Annotated in this window: 19 protein-coding genes (2 of these 19 cut by a window edge); 8 read left to right on the top strand and 11 right to left on the bottom strand. The window is 40.2% G+C overall.

Annotated features, from left to right (window positions below; translation table 11 throughout):
* Positions 1-78, top strand: partial view of a hypothetical protein gene (locus FHG67_RS14290; protein WP_004494809.1) — the 3' portion only. It extends 744 nt beyond the left edge of the window; the window shows 78 of its 822 coding nt (coding positions 745-822); its start codon lies beyond the left edge, outside the window; it ends in the stop codon at positions 76-78.
* Positions 75-1,367 carry an LIC11270 family surface protein gene (locus tag FHG67_RS14295; RefSeq protein ID WP_004494782.1) on the top strand — a complete coding sequence of 431 codons (1,293 nt, stop codon included), beginning with the start codon at positions 75-77 and terminating at the stop codon, positions 1,365-1,367. Before FHG67_RS14290 ends, FHG67_RS14295 begins: the two co-directional genes overlap by 4 nt.
* Positions 1,368-1,491: 124 nt before the next feature.
* Here the strand turns inward: FHG67_RS14295 and FHG67_RS14300 are convergent, their stop codons facing one another.
* A complete protein-coding gene (locus FHG67_RS14300; RefSeq protein WP_016760789.1) occupies positions 1,492-1,917 on the bottom strand; it encodes an LA_2478/LA_2722/LA_4182 family protein in 426 nt (141 codons plus the stop codon).
* Positions 1,918-2,341: 424 nt separating this feature from the next.
* Entirely contained in the window at positions 2,342-3,319 is a 978-nt protein-coding gene (locus tag FHG67_RS14305) for an NAD(P)H-dependent flavin oxidoreductase (protein WP_002632906.1), read from the bottom strand.
* 17 nt (positions 3,320-3,336) lie between these two features.
* Between FHG67_RS14305 and FHG67_RS14310 the strand changes: the two genes are divergently transcribed.
* Complete coding sequence (locus FHG67_RS14310) at positions 3,337-3,642, top strand: putative quinol monooxygenase (RefSeq protein WP_061219006.1); 306 nt, start codon at positions 3,337-3,339, stop codon at positions 3,640-3,642.
* Here the strand turns inward: FHG67_RS14310 and FHG67_RS14315 are convergent.
* Positions 3,584-4,894 carry an adenylate/guanylate cyclase domain-containing protein gene (locus FHG67_RS14315; RefSeq protein ID WP_016759063.1) on the bottom strand — a complete coding sequence of 437 codons (1,311 nt, stop codon included), beginning with the start codon at positions 4,892-4,894 and terminating at the stop codon, positions 3,584-3,586. The genes FHG67_RS14310 and FHG67_RS14315 overlap by 59 nt on opposite strands.
* A gap of 110 nt (positions 4,895-5,004) precedes the next feature.
* Between FHG67_RS14315 and FHG67_RS14320 the strand changes: the two genes are divergently transcribed.
* Entirely contained in the window at positions 5,005-5,424 is a 420-nt protein-coding gene (locus FHG67_RS14320; RefSeq protein ID WP_002632893.1) for an Rrf2 family transcriptional regulator, read from the top strand.
* Positions 5,425-5,952: 528 nt separating this feature from the next.
* Here the strand turns inward: FHG67_RS14320 and FHG67_RS14330 are convergent.
* The 4 genes from FHG67_RS14330 to FHG67_RS14345 all read right to left on the bottom strand — a co-directional run bounded on the left by FHG67_RS14330 (position 5,953) and on the right by FHG67_RS14345 (position 11,006).
* Positions 5,953-6,330, bottom strand: coding sequence for an iron chaperone (locus tag FHG67_RS14330; RefSeq protein ID WP_016759065.1), 378 nt, complete (start codon positions 6,328-6,330; stop codon positions 5,953-5,955).
* Positions 6,331-6,867: 537 nt separating this feature from the next.
* Positions 6,868-7,401 carry a MepB family protein gene (locus FHG67_RS14335; RefSeq protein ID WP_002632905.1) on the bottom strand — a complete coding sequence of 178 codons (534 nt, stop codon included), beginning with the start codon at positions 7,399-7,401 and terminating at the stop codon, positions 6,868-6,870.
* A 111-nt stretch (positions 7,402-7,512) separates the two neighbouring features.
* Positions 7,513-8,661: a DUF445 family protein gene (locus tag FHG67_RS14340; protein ID WP_142499833.1), complete on the bottom strand. Its 1,149-nt coding sequence runs from the start codon at positions 8,659-8,661 to the stop codon at positions 7,513-7,515.
* Positions 8,661-11,006: a hypothetical protein gene (locus tag FHG67_RS14345; RefSeq protein WP_142499923.1), complete on the bottom strand. Its 2,346-nt coding sequence runs from the start codon at positions 11,004-11,006 to the stop codon at positions 8,661-8,663. Before FHG67_RS14345 ends, FHG67_RS14340 begins: the two co-directional genes overlap by 1 nt.
* 1,403 nt (positions 11,007-12,409) lie before the next feature.
* Here FHG67_RS14345 and FHG67_RS14360 point away from each other — a divergent pair.
* From FHG67_RS14360 to FHG67_RS14370, 3 genes are all read left to right on the top strand, one after another.
* Positions 12,410-14,239 (top strand): alginate export family protein, encoded by a 1,830-nt coding sequence (locus tag FHG67_RS14360; protein ID WP_142499834.1) that lies wholly within the window; start codon positions 12,410-12,412, stop codon positions 14,237-14,239.
* Positions 14,240-14,268: 29 nt separating this feature from the next.
* Entirely contained in the window at positions 14,269-15,273 is a 1,005-nt protein-coding gene (locus tag FHG67_RS14365) for a sulfate ABC transporter substrate-binding protein (RefSeq protein ID WP_061230975.1), read from the top strand.
* A 950-nt stretch (positions 15,274-16,223) separates the two neighbouring features.
* A complete protein-coding gene (locus FHG67_RS14370; protein WP_002753121.1) occupies positions 16,224-16,796 on the top strand; it encodes a hypothetical protein in 573 nt (190 codons plus the stop codon).
* 958 nt (positions 16,797-17,754) lie between these two features.
* On the opposite strand, the gene FHG67_RS14385 is transcribed toward FHG67_RS14370, so the two are convergent.
* Positions 17,755-18,165, bottom strand: coding sequence for a 6-carboxytetrahydropterin synthase (locus tag FHG67_RS14385; RefSeq protein WP_004494813.1), 411 nt, complete (start codon positions 18,163-18,165; stop codon positions 17,755-17,757).
* A gap of 154 nt (positions 18,166-18,319) precedes the next feature.
* Between FHG67_RS14385 and FHG67_RS14390 the strand changes: the two genes are divergently transcribed.
* Positions 18,320-18,547, top strand: coding sequence for a disulfide oxidoreductase (locus FHG67_RS14390; protein ID WP_002632917.1), 228 nt, complete (start codon positions 18,320-18,322; stop codon positions 18,545-18,547).
* A 167-nt stretch (positions 18,548-18,714) separates the two neighbouring features.
* Here FHG67_RS14390 and FHG67_RS14395 read toward each other — a convergent pair whose 3' ends face one another.
* From FHG67_RS14395 to mrdA, 3 genes are all read right to left on the bottom strand, one after another.
* Positions 18,715-19,524 carry a hypothetical protein gene (locus FHG67_RS14395; RefSeq protein ID WP_016761404.1) on the bottom strand — a complete coding sequence of 270 codons (810 nt, stop codon included), beginning with the start codon at positions 19,522-19,524 and terminating at the stop codon, positions 18,715-18,717.
* Positions 19,525-19,843: 319 nt separating this feature from the next.
* Positions 19,844-21,349, bottom strand: coding sequence for a rod shape-determining protein RodA (rodA, locus tag FHG67_RS14400; RefSeq protein WP_002632886.1), 1,506 nt, complete (start codon positions 21,347-21,349; stop codon positions 19,844-19,846).
* Positions 21,336-22,500, bottom strand: partial view of a penicillin-binding protein 2 gene (mrdA, locus tag FHG67_RS14405; protein ID WP_002632900.1) — the 3' portion only. It continues 779 nt past the right edge of the window; 1,165 of the gene's 1,944 nt are visible here — the last part of the coding sequence; its start codon lies beyond the right edge, outside the window; its stop codon occupies positions 21,336-21,338. Before mrdA ends, rodA begins: the two co-directional genes overlap by 14 nt.

The following is a 22,500-nucleotide window of genomic DNA, read 5'->3' on the forward strand; positions in this document are numbered from 1 at the left end:
CTGAGTAATCCGAATTACTATCGAGTTGTGGATACGGAATTCTTTCAGTTCGGTTTGATGGTGAGCGTATTTTTATGAAACGATTCTATTTCTCATTCCTTCTCATACTTTCCGTTTTTTTAATGTTTTTTTGTAAAGTCGGCGACTGGCACGGAAAAGGTTCCAAATATCCGGTAATCAGCACTCTCTTCAACCAAAGAATGTTACTGCTCGTTAAAGGAACTTACGCCACCGATAACCCGATCGGATTCGAAGCCTATTCCGGCGGAACCGGACAACTCTACCAAGATACAAACGGAGTAGAAGGCTCCGATCCCGTCTTCGGTTTAGACGGAGTTCCCTTAGCCCAAAACCTACCGATCTTTATAGACATCGGAGAAATCCGCATGTCGACGAAATATCAAGAAGGTACTTTCGATCTGAGTCTGATTAAAAACGTAAAAGACACAAAGAAATTTTGGGACGAAGTCGCTCCGAACCGACAGGTTTTTTGCACGATTCCATACACTACCAATTCGAATTCCTGTCGTTTAAACGACGGAGAAATCAAAGCGATTCAATTTTTCAATGGAGAGGGAGTTGCCTACCCGTCCAATGATCCAACCTCCGCTACAGACTGGGGCGCATTTGGAAACGGTCCGGTTCAATTCTATTATACCGGTTTGTATCTGAGATCTTTGGTGACCGCTTGGGCGACAGAACCCGGACTTACGTTTTCCAACCTCACTCTATTCGACAACTACAGAGTTCCCGGAATCAATATCGTTCCTAGATTGAGTTACAAACCGGGAGCTGATTCCACAACGAAAACGATGTATCCGCCTCTGGTGTTTCCGATACTCTACAAAGTGGAGAATGGAGACCAGGATATGCTTGTGTATCCCGGTTTCGACCCTTATATCCTAGAAGTAAGAATGAATCTGAAAGAAAACCTGATGATACATTCTTACGTTTCGAGCATAGGGGGTGTAAGAACCTTAGTGGGTATCAGTGATTGGAAACCCGACAGCGATCATAAGGGAGAATCGGATATGGGAGGCAACCTTCTGATTCGTTCGCGCATTATTCGCCCTGAAATCGCCTCCAGCTTGACGGTGTTAGGCGGAACAGCTTCCACAACCCACTACTACGGGGTATATCGTCTTTCCGAAACGGACATTAGTACAAGGCTCCCCCTGATCGCTTCTCCCGTCCAAGGCGCCTCTACAAAGATGAAGTACATTCATCCCGGAGAATATAGACTTCTTTGTATTGGAGATCTTGCGAGGGTGGACGGCTATCCTGAAACCGTGGTGAGAGAAACCGTCTTTACAGTCCCGGAAAACGCGCCTCGTTCCGAAGTTCAGGTCAACCTGAGTTGTCCGTAACAAAACAATTCGTAAAGAGCCGTAATCTTATTCTTCCGCAAATCGCCAGTGAAGATCTCTTTGATATTGTTGTAACTTATACAGAATACGGTATTTACACAGACGCGAAATCGAAAATAAATTCTTACTTTGTAGAAGAAGTGGAGATCGTCTCTAGGAAAGTGTTGTACTCCACACATTCTGGTATTTGATAGGTTACGATAGAACCGCAATCCGCACGTTCCACACTTTTAATACAAAGCTCCGCTTCTAACTTCAAACTATCGCTGAGTTTTTTCAAAACGATCGGTTCGGACTTATCGTAATCGTAATTAAAGTCGCTGTAACATTGCGCATTATCAGGGTAAGTTAAAGCGGCGTCCTTTCTGAGTTTTCCTTCAAGAGAAAAAAGATAGGGTTCTTTACAACGGCTCATCTGAGAGCAATACGCTTCGGCGACTCTTTTGTACGTTTCTGCGGAAACGGACGGAGAAGGGCTTTTTTTTTCGCACCGAACCATAAGGAATCCCGTAAGAATCAATCCCAATATTCCCTTAAAAATGCCGCCCATAGAGAAAGAATAGAGACTGAACTCTCATTGGCAAGTTTTTTCCGAACCTTAACATGAAATTGAAATCTAAGTTTTAGTCCCAAAAAAATCCCAATTTTCGAATTCGCCTTAAATCGAAATCTAAAAAAGTTTTACTCGGTTCTCAGAAAGAACTTTTCTTTTGATCCCATAAGAAAGAAAAAAACTCAAAAGATCGCGGACCAAACGATCGTTCCCGTAGGGAATATTCTAAAAAACAGAAGCGAATCCGCATCGAATAATGTCCTATAAAGGATTTAAAATATTTAATATTGATATAAAAGCCAAAAAAAGCGCGCCCCGAATCAATCACAAGAAGGCTCTTTTCCACGAGCATAGTTCGAAATAGTAAAACACAAAATTCGTCCGGGAGACAAAAGATAATAACCGCCTTCGGATCGAAATATCAGCGAGGCAATCGATTTAGAATATCTTGATATTCTTTTACCATTCCCAAAATCAATTCCTTGGCGGGAATTAAACCTTCGATCTGAGCGACTCCGTGTCCAGCGGACCAAATATCCCTCCAACGTTTGTATTCCTGATCCAAATTTTGAGACTGTCCGCTATGCGAAAGATCGCCCGCCCTCTCCACGGATTTCTTGAGCCAGTTGGCCGGAATTCCGGAAATTTTTTCGGTATACACGATCTCTTCCGGGCCGGATTCGATGAGCATTCGCTTGTAATCTTCGGAGGCCATCGCTTCCGGAGTGGCAATCAATCTCGTCCCCACATAAACAGCGTCGGCGTCTAACGCAAAAGCGGCGAGCATCTGAGCCCCGCTTGAAATGGCGCCTGCCGCAATCAGAGGAAGGCCGGTTTCTTTTTTGAGATAAGGGTAAAGACTGAAAGGAGAAATATTTCCGGCGTGACCGCCGGCCCCTTGCGCAACTGCAATCAACGCATCGGCCCCCGCCTTCGCAACAATATTGGCATGTTTGAGCGTAGTCACATCGCAGAATACTTTCGAACCTATGCTTTTGGCTTCGTTGACTACCGTACGCGGACTTCCTAAACTTGTGATCAAAAGTTCCACCTTTGCGTCCAAGATCACTTCCAATTGTTTGGACCAATTCGGATTATGCGACTTATGGAGAATCAAGTTTACGCCGATCGGTTTTTTCGTTCTAGAACGGATTTCCTGAAGGCCTTCTTTCAGTTGTTCCGGAGAACGATAATTGAGAGAAGGAAAACAACCGATCCCACCTGCTTCGGATACCGCCACGACCAAATCCGGATACGAGACTAAAAACATAGGCGCTCCGATAATTGGTAAATCGATTCCGAGCATCTCCGTTATTTTAGTGTTCAATTTCATTCTGAAAACTCTTGGAATCATTGTCGTTTTGAGCAAGGAGGATTTTTCTTCCCAAAAGGAAAGCATTCGTAAATTCTGAACTTATGATCGTGATCGTATCCTCTTATAAAGTTTTAGACGAAAAGATTGAAGAGTTCAAAAAAATCAGTTATGATATGGCAAAAGAATCTCTCGATACGGAAGAGGGAATTCTTAGGCTCGACGTACTCCAGGGCGACGGAGATCCGGGGAGATTCTTATTTATGGAAGTATATGAGAACGAGGCGGCGAGAAAGAAACATCTCGAGACTCCTCAGTTTATCTCTTGGAGAAGGGCTGTTCCGGAATGGTTCAGTCAGGGAAGCACTTCAATTCAATATCTTCCCGTTCATACCGATCTTCCTTGCTAATCAATTCGCCCATCAAGAAATAAGTCGATACGATTCCCTTTCCCTTGATGTCCACCTCCCCTCTTTTTTCCAATTGAAAGAGAGGAGAAGCGGCAAGATAGAATTCCTCCGTTACGTGAATCTTTCCAGGAACACCGTGGGATTCCATACGAGAGGCAAGATTGACCGCATCTCCCCAAAGATCGTAAATGAATTTTTTTCTTCCAATCACTCCGGCGACGACCGGCCCGGAATGGATTCCGATTCGAATGTTTAAATCCTCTCGGACAAATTCCTCATTCGTATTCACTTCTTCTAATATATCTAAGGCGAGATTCGCAATTCTTTGAATATGATTCTCGCAGGGAATCGGAATTCCGGACGCGACCATATACGCGTCTCCGATCGTTTTGATCTTTTCCACCCCTCTGCGCTCCGCAAGTTCGTCGAGTCTCGAAAAAAATCGGTCCAGTAGTCCCGCCAGTTCTTTCGGTGTTTTACGGGCCGCAAGAAGGGTAAAACCAACGATATCCGCAAATAGAATAGAACATTCGGAAAAGTATTCGGAGATTTGGGAATTTTCGTTCTTCAATCGATTTGCAATCTCGTCGGGAAAAATGTTTCGCAAAAGAAGATCCGATTTTTCCTTCTCTTTTTCCAAATCTTTTGTCTGTGTGTCGATTGTTTTTGCCTGCAAAAACAATTTGCGCGTAGTCAACTCCAAAGTATAACCCGCAATAACCGCGAAAAACTCGGAAAACCATATTAGAAAACTGTAAATTACTTTGTTCTGGGAATCCAAACTTTCGTCCATAAGAAGTACATATTGATACGCGGCCAGATAGGTAGAAGTCCCGACGAACGCGAGCAAAGTTCGGATTCTCAGAACCAAAAACGCATAATACGAGATGATGATCAGAATGGTGAGTAAGATCGCATGTTGATTCCGAATGAAGGCAAAACCTACGTAAACCGCGACTAAACCTGCAATCGTATTGACTATGATGGAAAGAGGAACCATAGTCGATCGGAATCTTTTCAAAGTAGAAAGGAAAAGTCCTAGCCCGAAAGTCACACTTCCTTCCAAGATCCAAAGAACCCGATGATCCCGAATGAGAAGAATATCGTAAAAAAGTAGAAAGACAGCAACGTATCCGATCACCGCCGATATCGCTCCGATTCTGACGAATACTGCGACATGCTCTCTGAGAAAGGATCTAAATTCCTTTTCCAACTTAGGATCTAAAAATCGAAGAAGATAGTTCTGAAACATCGCCGCATCGTTCCTATTTAAAGAATCCGAGGCAAGTATTTTTTGGAAACAAGCTTTGGCTTGACACGGATTCTTATTTTCTATATTCTGTAACCATAAGTCTTACAGATATGACAAGTCGATTTACAGTCGCTATCCATATTCTTTCCCTTCTTTCTCTCGGAGAAGGTAAAACGAAAACTTCCGAAGAACTTGCGGAAAGCGTAAATACGAATCCAGTTGTGATCCGTAAAATTTTATCTCTTCTTAAAAACCGGGGAATCGTGCGTAATCAAATGGGACCGAACGGAGGCTACGTTCTTGCAAAAACTCCTTCTGCCATTAACTTGAAGGAAATCTACGAAGCCATAGACGAAAAGATTTTCCAGATGCACTCTAAATCCCCGAATAAGAAATGTATCTGCGGCCACGCGATCCAACCGATTCTTTCCAAGGTTTATGAAAAAGCCCAGAGAGTTCTGGAAGATGAACTTAGTTCCACAAATCTGGATTTGATTGCTCGAGAAATTCTCAGCTTTTCCAAAAAATAAAGTGAAATCAAAGTCGACCAATCGATTCGAGTATTTATAGATATCCTCTCATAAATCATGAACATCGTCTCCGTCCAGTCCCAAATCTTAATTTAAAGAAGTTATCATCGTAAGTTTATCCAATCCGCCTCTGTTTCTAACAACGCATATCAAAATTTTTTTAGCTAGTTTGACCGCTCTTGTTCGTTCCGAACCGTTTGAGCTCGTAGTGAACATAGGAAAATCTTCACTTTCTTGTAATAGAGTTGTTGAAAAATTAATTCTTCATCAGTTTCTGCCTCATGGAAATGGGCGATTGAAGCAGTGTTGTTAATCTGAACTACGGAATTTTTCAGGCAATTCTAATATTAGCGATTTCTACAGAGTAGAATACCGTGAATTTCGAAACGAATCCCCGTTTTAAGGGTAGAATTCCGGATACTGTTTTATACGGTTCCGAATAAGATTCATAAAAATAATTCGAAACGATCCATTGCAAAACGAATCCTTGTCGAAACCGCGTTCCTCTTTTCAAAACATTCAACATCTTTATAACTTTTCATTCCTTTTTTCCTTATTTTCTTTTACCCGGTATTTTACGATTTTTGCAATCAATTTGAGAGGCAAAGGTTGATTGATCGGAAACTGTACTGCGCCTTTCGATGTTTTGTATTTCATTAATTCGGATTGAAACGCTCGGATCCCGCTTGAAGTCGGGTAAAATCCGATATGTTTTTTGTACGCGGCAAAATAGACTAAATTACCGTGAAACACAAACGCTGGTATTTGATAGCTGATTTTCTCTTCAGCTTCAGGTGCCGATTTTCTAATAACGAATCGCAATTCTTCTAAAATTTTCTGTATATTTTCGGGAAAACGACTGATGTAATCGTCTACATCTTTAAAATTTATTTTTTTTAAATCCATATCCGTAGAGATTGAATCGGATCGTTTGAAAATTCAAAGCGCAATTTTAAGTTATTTTTATACGAAATAGTTTTTCAAAACAAGAAAAATTAAATTCTATTCGATGGAATTTTCATTTTACTACTCGGACGCATGAAAAGAATACTATGATAAGCTTATTTCGAAAATTAGAATGTTGGAATATACCTCTAAAAATCTTAAAAATCCTGATTTGACTTATTTTTTGAGAACCGCCTTACTTTTGCAAAACCGAACATTTATTTTTAAGTACTATTTTCATACGTCCGAGTAGTATTTCAACATGCAGTTCTTGAACGGATCTGTTTTAGATTTCCCTCTCGAAATTCAAACTGCTACTGATCCCTATAAAACAGAGTATCGCTAATTTGAGTACAAGTCCCGCGTTTAAGCGCAGAATTTTGGACACCCTATTATGTAGAGATGAGTAGAGCAGTTTTTTAACTCCACTACGGAATTTTTCAGTAACTCTAATAAAAAATTTCAGAATATACCCTCACAATTCCGTTTTATGCAATTCTAATTTCTAATATTTAGAAGGTTTCTCACACGAACAATATCTACTGGTTTCGCTTTAGAGTTTTCAAAGAAATAATCCAATTGCCATTTCTGAGTTCGTTGTGCCTGTTTATTAGTTGGAAAATCCCATAAAGGATAAACTCTAAAACCTCTCTTACCTTCTCTTTTTTTATCAGAGATTATACCCCTATCGCATAAAATTTGCTTTGGAAAAATAAACTGACCGGAAAGATTTTTATCTTTCACCCCAATAATAACGTAATCCGTTAAATCATGAACATCAAAAGGTTGAATATGTCCTTTACTATTTCGTTTCCATAGTGTGACAAACTGACCAATTTTAGTAGGAGTTATTTTCGCCAGTCGGAAAGTAATCTTTAAATTCCCAATATCAAAGGCGGAAGCCCCATATTCCGAACTTTCATTTTCCATTTGAAGATTTACGATTCGTATATTACATAAATCGAAAACATAATCTTTAATATCCTGTAAAATCGCAGGCAATGCAGCAATATTTTGAATCTTATTTTTCATTTATTGATTATAGTATTTGCATACAATTTATTTCAAACGGCGCTTCATATATATGAGCATTCCCTACTACATTCAAAGTTTTCTAAAAACTTTCCCATAACACTTAAAATTTCAATTCCAAAAAAAGAGTTTTACGAGACCGGTGACACTTCCTAAAAAGAATCCCAAAATGCTTCCATTAATACGAATCGTTTCTAAGACATTCCGGGTTTTCCATTCCAAATTCTTTCTCAGATCCTTAGGATCCAAACTTTGCAGTCTGCTGGTGATCTGTTTTCCGATATAACCGGAAACTCCCTCATCTATACGCTTTTCTACAAATTCAAAAATGGAACGGAGAGGAACGTATTCCTGTAATGTTTTAATCTCTCCGATTTCTTGAAGATGTTTTTGGACGAGAGTTCCCAAAAGTCGACTAGCCTGGTCCTTCAAAAATCCCATCAAGGATCTTACCGCCTTCTCTCTCTGATCCAGATGCAATTCGTTCCAAGACGAGATATATGTTTCCGCGGAAGCGGCCATAAGATTGACCAATTTTTCAATGGTTTTTTCGTCTTTGGATTCTATTATCAATCCTTGTTTGACGTGATTTCCATATTCTTTCAACTTTTTCGGGAAATCGACGACTAAATTTAAAACGACCTGAGCCACCAAATGCATTTTACCTAATATTTCTTTAAGAAGGGATTTGAATTCCTCGGTATCGGCGACTTTGATCATGGATTCTCCGATCAGAAGTTTGATCGTGTCTATGATCTCCTTTTGTCGGTTTAATTCCTTCAATATTTCGACATCGGTCCCGGAAAACTGATAATGAACGACGTATTGAACGATTTCCTCCTCCACTTTAGAAAAAAGTCGGTTTAACACCTCGTTCGTTTTTTCTTCGTCTCCGAAAGTCTCCAGTAAAACCTCATGAACCTCGTCTCGAGTTGAAGGATCTTCCAAAACCATTTTTATCCTGGAACGAATTACTTCATGATGTAAAAGATCGTCTGCCACCCAGTTTCCGATTTCGGAGGATAATTTGGAGCTGTCTTCTTCGATCGCTTTGTAGGTCTTCCATACGGCAAACCAATCACAGAGTCCTCCGATTAAACCTCCTTCCAAAGCAGAAAGAACAACTTTTACGATCGAAGTTTCCGAATCTCCAAAAAACAAAACGAAAAGTATGGCTATCGAAAATCCGATTAGAAGAGAATTGGAAAAAAATTTCCTTTTTCTGAAAGGAGCTTTTCGTGAATCGGACAGAAAAGACATCAGTTGGATATTTTCCTGTGCGTTAAAAACGTGGCCCCAAAAAACAAAAGCGGAAGCAGAAATTGAATGAAAGTAATCAAATACGTGCGAATATCATAAAATAAGAATTGATTCTGTTTCTCCGCAGAACAGAAATAAAATTGACCTTCCAAAGTCCGATATACTTTTTCCCCGGATACAAGTTTCCAAATGGGAAAAAAACCGGAACGGATAAGTATAGGAAAACAAACATCCGATTCGGTTTCCTTCGAAAGCTCCCATTTGATTTCGGAGTCGTTCCAAACAAGAGGATCAATTTCGGACGACAAAAAAACCGATTCATTTTTCTCCCTCTTTGTGTCGGGTTTCCTTTCGTTTTTCTTATCCGTGCCCTCTTCGACTCTTTTTTGAAAGTAAGAACGAAGTTGAGAGACCTCATAAGCTCCTGAAAAGAAAATCTCATTCGATTCAAACTCTTCTTTGGACAGAGGAACCAAAGAAACGTTCCATTGAAACTTAAAATCCAGAATCGACTCTGGCAGATTTTCCAATCTAAGTTCCGATTTTTTTTGAAGAGAATCTCCTTCCGTAAGGAGTGCAATCGGTTTCTGAGAAAGCAATTCCATAAAAGGCCGAGAAGAATTCAATTTCCATAAAGTCCATTTTCCTTTTTTATAGACCATCGAGAACCATTGTGGCGACACAGCCGTGATTCGATTCAAAGCATCCGATCTAAGTAGAACATACGAAACGCCTCTTTCAGAAAGGAGATTTAAAAATAATTCGGAAAGTTTTTCTTCTGTCCGAATCGAATGAAAGTTTCCTCTTTTTTCCTCATTGCGTAGGGAAGGTTTAAATCCCTGTCTAGGAAACAATCGAATGATTTCTTCCGCGGAAGAAAAGAACGAATGTTCGAAACGATTCTGCAAAGTGATATTTCGTCTAACCGCTTGACGAATCAACACGGAAACCCAACGAGAATCCCGCGAACCGTATTCCTCCGTCATCTCTTCCGACGCAATCAAGGCGCCGTAGGAAGTTTTTTCAAAGACCCGAATCCATTCATCCTTTTGCCTCCACACGGGGGAAGGATTTATGGAAAGACTTTCGATTCCGGTGGACGGTCCCGGAATCGTGATGATAAACCTATACAACCCCAAGACGAATAAAATCAAACCGGTCCAAAGTTTCCATTTTCCAGGCGGGAGATTCTTCAAAAAAAATCTCGCGGTCACAAGGGCGGAAAAAGTCAAGAAAACGAGGGATACATTGAGAGCCGTATACCACTTAACGTGCAACCACGGAAAAATCAAAGACAATGAAGAATCCGTCGCCATCCAATAAAAAAAGAGGGTTCCGAAAATCAGAAATCTGGAGATCGGAGGCAATAATTTTCTGATAAAGAGCAATCGAATTCCGATCACAAATAAAATCGGAAACAATAGATGAATCCAGTACTGATCGATCAGAATCCGTTTGATTATATCCACAAACTTTTCCGGACTTGTGTTAGAAAATTCTTCCCCAAAAAGAGATAAAAGTCCGTTGATCGGAAAAGAAACCGGCGGGTTTTGCTGAAACGAAACATACGCAAAATAATTCCATAATATAGGGGAAGCGCACAGCAACGGAAACAAAAAGATCAGCAAAATCTCAAAGATCGTAAACTCGTCTTTGTAAAAGAGAAAGTAAAGTCCCAACGTAATCACATAGAACAAGGACATTTCGTAGTGTGCGTAAAATACGAGAGACCCCGTAATCAGATTCTTAAAAAAAGAAGAAAGCTTTCCCGTATAACGAAACTTTTCGAGATAATAAATCGCAAGTAACGCAAACGCAAGCCCGACGACGAAGGAAATCGAATTTTGAAAAACACCCACAATTCCCGCGCCGACGATACGATCTCCGGGATATAAGAAGTAGAACATAAGTCCGGTCATCGTAATGAGAGCGTTTCCCGGCCTAAGACTAGTTTCCGTGAGAAATAAAAACCCCAGTTTCAAAAACGCGTATGAAAACAAAAACAGTATGAGTAGAATCCCTAAATTGAAGGAAACACCAAAAGGAAAAAAAAATAAAATGAACGTATGAAGAAATGAAACGAGGAAAAAGAAAAAAGGAGCTTGAAAGTAAAACGTGGGGCTTCCTCCCTGCAAAGAGCGATCGTACCCCGAAGAGAGAAAGTTTTTAAATAGAACCCGATAGTCCTGCGCGATGAGATATTGGTTTTGTAAGGAGACGGAATCGGGAACTTGATCTGAAAATAAAAATCGAAATTGTATGGATAAGAATAAAAAGACTAAAAAAAATACGAATGGTTTTCTCGCCGCGTGAGGAATTTTCCATTTCCCCTTTATGATTTGCATGGGATGATTCTTACGAAACCCGATTTCCTGACAAGCAAAACGAATATTCAAAACTTCCTTTCGATTCCGCTCCCAAAAAAACGTTTCGTAATTTGTATAATGATTCCTCCTTCCCGCTCTCCTTAGACACACTTTCCAAAGCCAGTTTTGGAATTACATCCGCCTAGGAGCAGACAATAAAAGACAATCCATTCCCCTAAGTTTTGAGAGGCCGATTTTATAAGCCGGAAAAATAATTCAAAGGTCGCCTTATAATCGGCAACAATCCGAAGTTTTTTCGGCAAGTTTTGGAAAATTTTTTGCAGGTAAAATTCGAAATCATTTCTAAACGAAATCCTATGGAATCAAGATTTCTGTTTTCAATAGAATTGTTGAAAAATTCAATGATGAAGTTTCACAAAACCGCTTCAATCGTCCATTTCAATGAAACAGAAACAAATGGAACATTAATTTTCCAACAATTATAATGTATAAAAGAAGGTCTTTTTACGTTATATATTATTTTTTTATAATATTCAAAGCCCGCTCACGAGACCAAGTTTGAAAAACGGGCCCGACCTTTCCTCCAGACAAAATCTTTTTGAAAACCAGGAAACAATAAATGAATCCGGTACCGATCGATCAGAATCCGTTTGATTCTATACAAATTTTTTCGAACTTGTATTAAAAAATTCTTCCCCAAAAAGAGATAAAAGTCCGTTGATTGGAAAAAAAATCTGGTCGGAATTTTTTCCTCAATCGGATGAAGCGTATAAAGAATCTCCAATGATTCATTCCTATAAAATAGAGTATCGTTAATTTGAGCATAAATCCCGCGTTAGACGCAGAATTTTGGACACTCTTATTATGTAGAGACGAGTAATGCCTTGATTTCTTAAAATGTATTTTCGTGACTAAATTTTAATACTTCCAAAATCTTAGAAAATCCCTCCTTTTACCAAAATAAAATCGTATCATTCTTGTCTCGATTTTCTAAATTTTAAAACGAACTCTAAAGAGTCGTTTTTTCAACGGAAATCCCCAACAAACACTTTCCGGCTCCAAATTCTAAGAACGAGAAAACTTTTTATTTTTGCAAGAGAATCGAAAGATGCTTTTTTAGAATTTGCTCCCTTTCCATCTTTTATGAAAAATTGACCACAATAAAACACCTTTGTCCAATTATTAAACATATTAATTTATAATAAGAAACATTTGACTCACTCTGAGAACCTGCTTGTACTTTAGGAAAGGTATTTTTCACCTATCAAATAAAACGGAATTTCACCCTTTTTAAAAGAATATTCTCCATAAATACGAATTCTTTTCTTAAATATAAGAAATATTTCTAATATGATGAAATTTTACATTGACTGCAGAGATCAAACCTTCTTTCTGGTAAAAATTTCCAAGCGGAGGATTAGATGAAACATACTAAAATTAAAATGACGGCAGGAATTCTTTTCCTCTGTGCCATTCCATTGAGCTTATTTTCGCAGGACATTACAAAAGAGAAAAAGTCCACACCCGGCCCAGTTCTCAATTTAGATCCGCCTTCCAATATAAAATACGAAGAACAAGCAAACGACGGAAAAGGAATTCCTGAAATCCAACAGGAACTCGCCAAGGAGGAACCTTATAAAAGTCCATACAAAGGGAAACTCCCCGGGGAATTTATGAAGTCCATGCTTCTTTCTCCAGAACACCAAGATGCAATGAGAAAAACGGATCGGCTCTGGTTGGGAGATATTTTCCGCGCGGGTTTCCAAGTTCGTCCCCGTTTCGATTACAGTCACAACGCTGATTTTGATAAACGAACTCAGGACGATAGAAACTTTGCGACTCAGAATTCCCAGGTTTTCTTTGTCATAGATCCGAACCCTTACGTTGCCGCAAAAGTCACGATCCAAGACGTTCGCGTCTTCGGTGGCGAACAATCTCGTAAGGACGGTCAACTCGGTTACCTGGGGCTTTCCAATTCGGCCGGCGCAGAATTAAGCGCCGCGCCAACCGCCACAAATTCCGTGAGCATCAAAAACAACACAGATCTAAGGGAAGGTTTTGTACAATTAAAAAACTTCGCGGAAGGTTTCGAAGTTTTCATCGGAAGGCAAATCTTCGGCTTCGGAGATAATAGATATGTCGGCGGCAGAAATGACGGTCAGACCGGAAACTCTTTCGACGGGGCTCGTGTAAAATACAACTCCAAGTATTTCAACTCAGAAGCATTCACTTCCATCATAGCGGAAGATTCAAACGCGGGTAGCGGCAACAACACCGCAAACGGAGTCAAACGTGGTACCGTCAACGACACTTACCTTTCCGGTTTATACAATACGGTAAAATTCGAAGACTTCCTCGTGGATTTCTATTATTTCAATATCGATAAAAAATGGGAACAAGGCCCGAACCCTACCACAAGTCTGGATAGGACAAGACAAAGAGACGATTTAAATACGGTCGGATTTCGTTTAACAAATAGAACGGATAGCAACCGTTTACCCAAGACAAAATCCTGGGACTGGACCTTGGAAGGCTCCTGGCAATACGGTCACAACGGTCAAAAGATCAACGCGGGGTGGGACACTCTCAAACAAACCGTGGACGGAAATCAGAAGTCTCAAAGAATCTATACCCAAAATGTGGAATACGATTCCAAGTTTTTCATCGCTCAAACGGGATATACTTTCTTCGATCGATTTCGCGTAGGTATTCAATATTCGATCGGCTCCGGAGATCCGAATAGAACGGACAACAAAGTGGCTACATACGACGCTTCCTTTGCGACGAGATCCGGAGGTTTCCCTTACTTCGATTCCGGAAACGGAATCGTAAACGCCACTTTCTGGTCGAACACAAGAACCAAATCCGTTCACCTGATGTATAACTCCGCAAACTACGGAAGATTCATTTTCGTCGCTTACGATATTCAAAAAGCTTCCGTAAATGACGCATGGTATTCCTCGGGCGGTACCCCGAATACCGGACTTACTACTGAAAACACGACCGGTTCCGCATTCGGCGGTTATAAACTGGGTGAAAGAGGCGGAAAACGTCTTTTCTACGAATTCGATTTAATCTATCAATTCTATCTCAAAGATTACGTCTCGATTTGGACGGGCGGATCTTATTTACTCGCGGGAGATTCGGTAAGAAACGCCAGAGTCAATCCCTGGGCCCCGAACGTTAACGACAGATACACTCTGGACCATAAGTCCTACAGCTTCTTCCTATTCGTTCAATTTGCAATGTAATTCAAAAAATCAAAAATTAGGGAATCAACATGAAAACAAAAATTCTTAAATCAATTATAATTGCTCTGCTCATGACTAACGCGAGCGCCTCGCTTTTCTCAAAGGACATAAACCTGCTCAACGTATCTTACGATCCCACGAGAGAGCTCTACGCAGAATACAACAAGCTTTTTGCAAGTTATTGGAAATCCAAAACGGGAGACGAGGTAAGAGTCAATCAATCCCACGGCGGAAGCGGTAAACAAGCTAGGTCCGTGATCGACGGACTCGAAGCAGATATCGTTACACTCGCACTCTCCTACGATATCGACATCATAGCTTCGAAGGGCCTGATCTCCAGGGATTGGTTGAAAAGCCTTCCCAACAACAGCACTCCTTATACTTCCACAATCGTATTTGTAGTCAGAAAAGGAAATCCCAAGAATATTAAAGACTGGGACGATCTAATTCGATCCAAAGTCGGCGTCATAACACCGAATCCCAAAACGAGCGGAGGAGCACGCTGGAATTATCTCGCCGCTTGGGCTTTCGCTCAGAAAAAGTTCAATAACGATACGAATAAGGTTCAGGATTTTATAAAAACCTTATATAAGAACGTTCCTGTTCTCGACTCGGGAGCCAGAGGTTCCAGCAACACTTTCGCTCAAAACGGTATCGGAGATGTACTGATCGCCTGGGAAAACGAATCTTTTCTTATCCTAGAAGAATTTGGAAAGGATAAATACGAAGTCGTTATTCCGTCGTTGAGTATTCTCGCAGAACCGCCGGTAGCGATCGTGGAAAAGAACGCGGAAAAACACGGCACCTTAGAAACGGCAAAGGAGTATCTCAAGTCTCTCTATTCAGATGCGGCACAAGAAATTATCGCAAAACACGGATATCGTCCGAGAAACCAAGCTATTCTGAAAAAGCACGAAGGAAAATTTCCAAAATTGGATCTGATCACCGTGGACGGACATTTCGGCGGCTGGCACAAAGCACAAAAAGATCATTTTGCGGACGGAGCTTCTTTCGATCAACTCTACGTAAAATAAAAACGAAGAATGTCTTCTTAAAAGAAAATGAAAGCCTCATGCCATTTTTTGATTGGAAAATAAAAGAATTCTTCTGGACAAATAACGACCCCAAAGCCGATTTCATTAGAAATCGGCGATAGTCTTGAAACATCACAAATCACTATATAAATTAGCACTTAAATCCACGCTTACCTTCTATAACTTTCAAAATTGCTCATATGCTCGTATTCGATTTTAATTTCTCTAAAACATTCTAGGATACGATATCTGAAAATGAAAATCCCTTTGGGATACAGCGTGTAGTACAATTTTTTTCTTTTTTGATATAATTTCTAAAATTTAAAAAAAGAAGAAATTTCTCGGGTAATATACAAAAAATGAATCCTTTGAAAACAGCAATTTTGCAAAAACCTATTGCAAACAAAATTAAAAAGTAGAAACAATCCGAAAACCCTAAAAGCCAAAACGAAAGAAATCAATCCAAAGACTAAATTTTATTTTTATTGAATATTACAAATATCATTTATTTATCTTTTTGGGTTTTACAGAAGAGGCTCCCGAAATACGAACCGGGTGCATAAAAATAATACTATTTCTAGGTCGTCAGTTTTATGAATAAAGGAAGTTAAAAACTTGTCCCGAAACCTTAAAAGAAATCGGCACAATCATTTCATAAGTTCGTAATAGAGCGTGAAAATTTCCGCAGATTGGTGATTTACGGATTTTATCGTTGGAGCACTCCCGTAAGAGTTCCTACATCTGAGGTTTGGGGACAAGTTCTAAATATTTTCTATTTGGCTATATCGAAAAATATTACAACGAAAGGAAAAATTCCCCGGTTTTAAATTATCTCAAGTAAATCATCGAATTTAGGGAAAAAAATTCTACATAACTTGTCCGTTTTTCCGAAACGACTCCAACATTACGCTGGCTCTAAATTTAGGAATATATCAAGTTGGCCGAATCGTATGTCTTATTTTATTACCGTAAATAGGGTGGGAATGGAATTCGAAGTGCAAGAAGCATTCGATACATTTCAACGACATAGAAGATATACCTATGTCGGATATACAGCGTTATACCATGATAGAAGTGTTGAAGGTTATGAGCTTTTTTTTCATGATGCCGAAAATGATAAACTGCACGGTTGCCGTGCCCCCATGGATAAAACAGCAAAAGAACCCATTTCCTTTTTCAATCGGGTAGGCGGTTGGGAAGTCCCTGCTACTCCCAACTCGATTACACCGATCGACTTAAACCAATTTGACTTATCTCAAGGAAAAAAACTGCTTCAATCTTATATTCCTTATTTTAAGTCTTTGATCAAAGGGGAAAAAGGGATAAGAAATTGGTACGAATGGTGGACCGAAAACGAAAAACTTCTGGAAAACATCTTATCACGTGGAGATTACTTGCGATGGAAAATTTATCCGATTCAAGAAATAGAAAAGTTTCTTAAAGAATCAAATGTCCTTTTCCAGAGAAGATATCGATACTTCTGGTTAGACGGTAACGGTTTAAGATATTACTTTAATATGTAAGACGTTAGTCGTATTTTTATAGAATCCCATTTTATAAAAATACGTATTTGTAAGATCTCTCAGTTTCGTTTATGTAACCTAGTGATATAAAAATAAAATGTTCGTGTTCATTTTTAATACAACAATTCTTTTCGATCCCATAGAACACATAATAGAAAAACGCCCTAAAAAAACCAACACTATGAACATTCTGTCAGTCGAAGTAAAGTTTTACACACACTACAAGACAAAGGGAACTATTTCAGGGTATGCAGTTCCAATCCCTTAAAACTTCTCTCAGGGACGAGTAATCATGTAAGCGCACTCGCTTTTAATATTTACATTCAATTTTTAGCGCCTACTATATCGAGATAATTTCCCTAAATCTCTCTTTTGCCGTTCTCATCTTTAGTACAGTCTGAACTAAAAACCATGAGGCTACTCAGAAGAATGCTTAATATTTTGCACTGAAACAGTGCTTTGAAATAAAAATACGGTACTCAATCTTATAGAGATCAGTAAGAGTGCTTTCGTAAGCCCACCGGCCGCCCTACGAGCCGTCCCCAGCTTAAAAAACATCTGATTCGTTCATTGATAAATATGTGTTTGAGAGGCTAACGTATTCTACAGTAAGTCAATGATGAAGAGAGAATAATAAACTCTCTGAATAATAGTAAAAAAAGTTGCTGATTTCATTGCTGCGCAGTGAGCAAATCGCTACGCTACCGCTGCGATTTCGCAACATCAATTCTTACGGAACTGATGATTTCACAACTACGTTGAGAGCAAATCGCTACGCTACCGCTGCGATTTCGCAACATCAATTCTTACGGAACTGATGATTTCACAACTACGTTGAGAGCAAATCACTACGCTACCGCTGCGATTTCGCAACATCAATTCTTACGGAACTGATGATTTCACAACTACGTTGAGAGCAAATCACTACGCTACCGCTGCGATTTCGCAACATCAATTCTTACGGAACTGATGTTGGTTCGAAAAAGGCGAGATTTTCGGGGCCTTCGTGAATGACAATTTTATCCACTCTTCCTCCCGCGGAATGTACACTCTCTTTGAGATAATGATAAAACCAGCGCGCAATGTTTTCGGAAGTCGGATTGATCTTTTTAAATTCTTCCAACTCGTTAATCAGTATATGATCCAACTTTCCCACGAGTTCCTTAAGTTTCTGCTTGGAAGTCAGAAAATCAAAACTGATTCCGTCCTCGCCGATATTTTTTTTTCCGGAAAGATAGAGTTCCACTTTCCATGAATGTCCGTGTATAGGTTCATCCGAACCGTCCGGGAAATATTTGTAGAGGAAATGTGAGGATTCAAAACGCTCCTCGATTCGAATATAAAATCTTCCTGATTCTTCAAAAAACATAGCTCTTGACTTTCTTTCCCATGTCTATATATTGGAAGTAACCGCAAATTTAAGACGGTTTTATAGTTTACGAGACGTGCCTCGGTGTTTTTCGCAGTTTGCATCCCGTAAAGTTTCTTTTCAATACGTTTATTTTAATGATAGGAGATATCCAATGACAGAAGTGGTCAAGCCAAGATTTTATAAGGAAATGACGGTAGGTGAGGCTATGGCCGTTCACTCCGAAGCAGGACTTGTTTTTTCGAGTTACCATTTAGGAGGTTGCTCCCACTGTTCTATCAACGAACTTGAAACGATCGAGCAGGTTTGTATGGGTTACGGCGTGGAAGTGGATGTTCTGATTGAAAGTCTGAACAATCTTCTCGAAGATTCTCAAGACTAAAAAACTTTCTCCGGAGGAAGATCCTTTCTCCGGATTCTTCTCTCCGCTACTTTTAAATTCCATAATTTTAAAATCATTTACGATCAACCAACCGTCCAAAAACGATTAATGAAACCAAAACCGATCCCAAAATTGAAAAACAAAAATCGAAATAATATTCAAAAATCCTAAACTTTTTCTGTCGGAATATAATAATAACGAACTCCCGCTTTTCGAAAGTAGTTTTGGATTCGATTGTCATGGCCTTGAACGTCAGAACCTTTTATCGACTTGAGTCCCTTTAAGAACGTTCCTTCGTTGATCTGTAATATTTCACCTAAAGCATCGAAACGATAAAATTCGAAACCGAATTTCCTTTTAAGTACCAACAAATTCATGGTAAGGAAGTTTTCGTTCCTGTATTCTTCCTCAAAAAGACCGTAAACGAAAGAATTCGGAAAAATTCTATATACCTTCCCTTTGTACTCGACGGTGTTCTTTCTTCGATCCAAATCCTTAAGAATGGTATAAGAAGAACGATCGGTGATAAAATGAATCGTTCCACAGCGGAACGTTATGTACTGTTTTCCTTTTTGATTCGTCGTGGAAGGAAGTACGATTCCGGAAGAGATCATGTCCCCGGAAGAATGATGATTTTCCGCGATCTTTCCGAGACGGTTTCTAAGGGACTCGTCCAAAAATTCTACGGAATCTGTCCGTCTCATCTTGCCGAGTTGATGAAAGATCTTATCGAATTCGTTTTTTTCGTAGCCTTTATTTTTTACAAACGTATCGAGTTGTTTTTTGAGGGTTTTGAGACGGATTTGAAAATAGGGAGAATCGTTTTTTCCCGCGAGTTTGAACATCTCTTCCCAAAGGGTTTCCAATTCCCGAATTTCATCCTTTTGATCGAAGGTCTTTTTTTCAACCTCTTCCAATATGATTTCGAATTTACGTTTTAAATCGAAAAAGAATCTGGAATCTCTGACAGGGTCCATAGGCGCATTCTTAGTATCGGTCGTTTTTGAGATTTTTTATACGATCGATTTTGTTTAAAAAGCGGTCTTTTACAATTCCTCGTTGGCAGGGAAACGAAAACGTTCTTATAGATTTAAGCGACTTTTGGTCCTATTGAACTTTAAAAGAGCGATGTCTTTGATGAGATCGATAATCGAATTGTAAGTTTTCTTAAACATTGATTAAGATGTAAATGATTGACGATTCTGAACTCACAATTATGCCTAACGAAAATTCACCAGGATATCATTACTTTGCGAAAGAATAAAACATAGTTAATAGATAGTTGCACCGAGAGAATCAGTTCGCGTGTTTTCTGCTTTTAATCGAAAGTATAATTCCGACCGCAGTCATGGACATGATTAAATGCGATCCTCCGTAACTCATAAACGACAACGGAATCCCGGTCACGGGCATAAGCCCGATCACGATACCAATGTTAATCGCCATATGATAAAAAAGTAACGCGACGATTCCGGAAGCAAGTAAAGATCCAAATCGATCCTTACTTTCATAACTGATCTGCAATCCTCTGAGCGGAATCGAAAATAAAAAGAATAATAAAAATACGGATCCTAAAAACCCTGTCTGTTCGGCCCAAGAAGCAAAAATAAAGTCAGTGCTCGATTCGGGAACGTGCGGGATTCTTCCTTCCGTCATCTCCGCATTCATCAAACCTTTTCCGAAAAATCTACCGGACCCGACCGCGGGCTTCGAAGCCCTGAGTTGGTACCCCGCTCCTTGTTTGAATTCCTCAGGATTCAAAAACGCAGTCAATCGAACCACCTGGTTCTCTCGAAAGGGAACGATTTTCATCACCACAACCGCGGAGATCAAACTGATCCCCAAGATTCCCAAGGGTATATAATATTGTCTTAATGTTCTGCTTCCTCTGGCAATCCGAATTCCCACCATCACAAGACTGGCAATTAAAAAGATCGCCCCAAAAGTCAAAAGCAGAGTTTGATTGGAGAATATCTTAAAAAGAAATCCTCCCTCCAGTTCCACAACCTGATCCACCGCTTCCCGCAATGAATTTAACGTTTTCGGCGTAAGATTGGCCGTCTTTACGTCTTTTCCGTCAAGTGCGAGCCATATCTTTCCCCCGAGTCGATTAACCACGGATAAAAGGTCCGTTTTTCCCGTTCTTTGTAAGAAGTCAGCAATGTCGTTTATCAAAGTTAGTCTAGAATATTCCACGAACATGGGAACCATGAGCGTAATTCCTCCGAACGCCAATAAAGATCCGATGTGAAGGATATCCGCTCCTCCGAAAAATAGCATCGTAAACAAAATCGGTAGAAAAGAAACCGCGGTTCCGAAATCAGGTTGTAGCAGAATAAACACCATCGGAACGATCACGATTACGAACGGAATCGAAAGAACGACTAAGTTCTTCATATCCTTTTCCTTTAAGACCATAAATTGACCCAGTAAAATCACCGAGGACAACTTTGCAAACTCCGAGGCTTGAATTCCGATAGGTCCAATCTTGAGCCAAGAACGGGCCCCTCTTCCCGAAGGTAGGTATCCGATTCCGGGAATTAACGTAATTATCAGTAAGAAAATCGTGAACACATAGATCACGATCGCGTAAGCGCCTAACAACTGATAGTTGACTCTCGACACGAAATACATGATCACAAGTCCGATGACGAAATAAAACAACTGACGATACCATTTTCCGGGCCCGTCTTCGAAATTGACCTCTTGGCTGTACAAAGTCATCACGCTACACAGAACGACGATCACTACCGAAATCACTAAAAAGTAATCGATCTTTTCTATGGACTTATCTGGCTTCAAGTGTTCCCTCCTGTCCCGTCGAAGAAGGCAGCGCTATCTCTTGCGATTTCTTGAACGTTCCCGGAGGAAATGCCGCATGAAACATTTCTCTCGCCACAGGAGCGGCCCCCGCCGCTCCTCCGACCCCGTATTCTACAAACACCACGATTAATACCTGTTCGCTGACAGGTGCGTTTGCGGGAGCGTATCCTACAAACCATGCATGGTTGGATCCGGAAGCCCCTCTTCTTCTCGTCTGAGCTGTTCCCGTTTTTCCTGCGATATCCGGCAAGAACGGCTTGTTCAAGACGTATGACGCAGTCCCGCTTTTGACCACGAGCTTCAATCCTTCTTTAATCGCTTCTGCGGAAGACTGATTGATCGGAATATCTCTGAGTATTTGAGGAGTAGTTCTATTGATGATGGAGTTATCCACGGGATCTCGAATTTCACTCACCACATATGGCTGATAGATTTGTCCGCGATTGAGAAGTCCCATATAAAATAATGCCATTCCCATCGGCGTCGTTGAGATAAATCCCTGTCCGATCGAAAGATTGATCGTATCCCCGTCAAACCACTTGGTTCCGTACGTTCTTTTTTTCCACGCAGAAGATGGAACAAAACCAGTAACTTCTCCCGGAAGGTCCACTTTGGATTTGTTTTCTAATCCGAAAAGCCTGGAATAGTTTAAAATCGCGTCGGAGCCGAGTTTGTATCCGAGATTGTAAAAATATACCGAACAGGATTTCTGCAGCGCATGCGCAAGATCATTTGTTCCGTGACCTCCCTTTTCCCAACATAGAAACACCTGATCCGGCACCCCTGCAAACGTGGATTTCAATACAAAACTTCCGTTGCAGGAAAATGTCGTTTCCGGAGTGTATCCGATCTTGTGCTGACTTTCCAACGCCGCAAGCGCAACTAACGTTTTATAAGTAGAAGCCGGGGGGAACTTGGATTGGATCGCAAGATTTAAAAATCCCCCATTGTCCTTAACCCGTTTGAAATGCAGGGTTCGATCCGCCTTATTTTTTCCGGAAAGTATATTCGGATCGTAACTAGGATTGGAGACCATCGCCAAAATTTCCCCTGTGGAAACCTTGATTGCAATCGCGGTTCCCCTACTTCCCTTGAGCGCTTTGTGAGCCGCGATCTGAATGTCCTTGTCG

Source organism: Leptospira weilii (assembly GCF_006874765.1).
GTDB lineage: Bacteria > Spirochaetota > Leptospiria > Leptospirales > Leptospiraceae > Leptospira > Leptospira weilii.

Excerpts from the sequence above, each read along its gene's own strand:
- FHG67_RS14310 (WP_061219006.1), top strand. The coding sequence starts at position 3,337 with ATGATCGTGATCGTATCCTCTTATAAAGTTTTAGACGAAAAGATTGAA.
- FHG67_RS14360 (WP_142499834.1), top strand. The coding sequence starts at position 12,410 with ATGAAACATACTAAAATTAAAATGACGGCAGGAATTCTTTTCCTCTGT.
- FHG67_RS14300 (WP_016760789.1), bottom strand. The coding sequence starts at position 1,917 with ATGGGCGGCATTTTTAAGGGAATATTGGGATTGATTCTTACGGGATTC.
- FHG67_RS14330 (WP_016759065.1), bottom strand. The coding sequence starts at position 6,330 with ATGGATTTAAAAAAAATAAATTTTAAAGATGTAGACGATTACATCAGT.
- FHG67_RS14320 (WP_002632893.1), top strand. The coding sequence starts at position 5,005 with ATGACAAGTCGATTTACAGTCGCTATCCATATTCTTTCCCTTCTTTCT.
- FHG67_RS14345 (WP_142499923.1), bottom strand. The coding sequence starts at position 11,006 with ATGCAAATCATAAAGGGGAAATGGAAAATTCCTCACGCGGCGAGAAAA.
- FHG67_RS14315 (WP_016759063.1), bottom strand. The coding sequence starts at position 4,894 with ATGTTTCAGAACTATCTTCTTCGATTTTTAGATCCTAAGTTGGAAAAG.
- FHG67_RS14370 (WP_002753121.1), top strand. The coding sequence starts at position 16,224 with ATGTCTTATTTTATTACCGTAAATAGGGTGGGAATGGAATTCGAAGTG.
- FHG67_RS14385 (WP_004494813.1), bottom strand. The coding sequence starts at position 18,165 with ATGTTTTTTGAAGAATCAGGAAGATTTTATATTCGAATCGAGGAGCGT.
- FHG67_RS14390 (WP_002632917.1), top strand. The coding sequence starts at position 18,320 with ATGACAGAAGTGGTCAAGCCAAGATTTTATAAGGAAATGACGGTAGGT.
- FHG67_RS14365 (WP_061230975.1), top strand. The coding sequence starts at position 14,269 with ATGAAAACAAAAATTCTTAAATCAATTATAATTGCTCTGCTCATGACT.
- FHG67_RS14295 (WP_004494782.1), top strand. The coding sequence starts at position 75 with ATGAAACGATTCTATTTCTCATTCCTTCTCATACTTTCCGTTTTTTTA.
- FHG67_RS14340 (WP_142499833.1), bottom strand. The coding sequence starts at position 8,661 with ATGTCTTTTCTGTCCGATTCACGAAAAGCTCCTTTCAGAAAAAGGAAA.
- FHG67_RS14335 (WP_002632905.1), bottom strand. The coding sequence starts at position 7,401 with ATGAAAAATAAGATTCAAAATATTGCTGCATTGCCTGCGATTTTACAG.
- FHG67_RS14395 (WP_016761404.1), bottom strand. The coding sequence starts at position 19,524 with ATGGACCCTGTCAGAGATTCCAGATTCTTTTTCGATTTAAAACGTAAA.
- FHG67_RS14305 (WP_002632906.1), bottom strand. The coding sequence starts at position 3,319 with ATGCTTTCCTTTTGGGAAGAAAAATCCTCCTTGCTCAAAACGACAATG.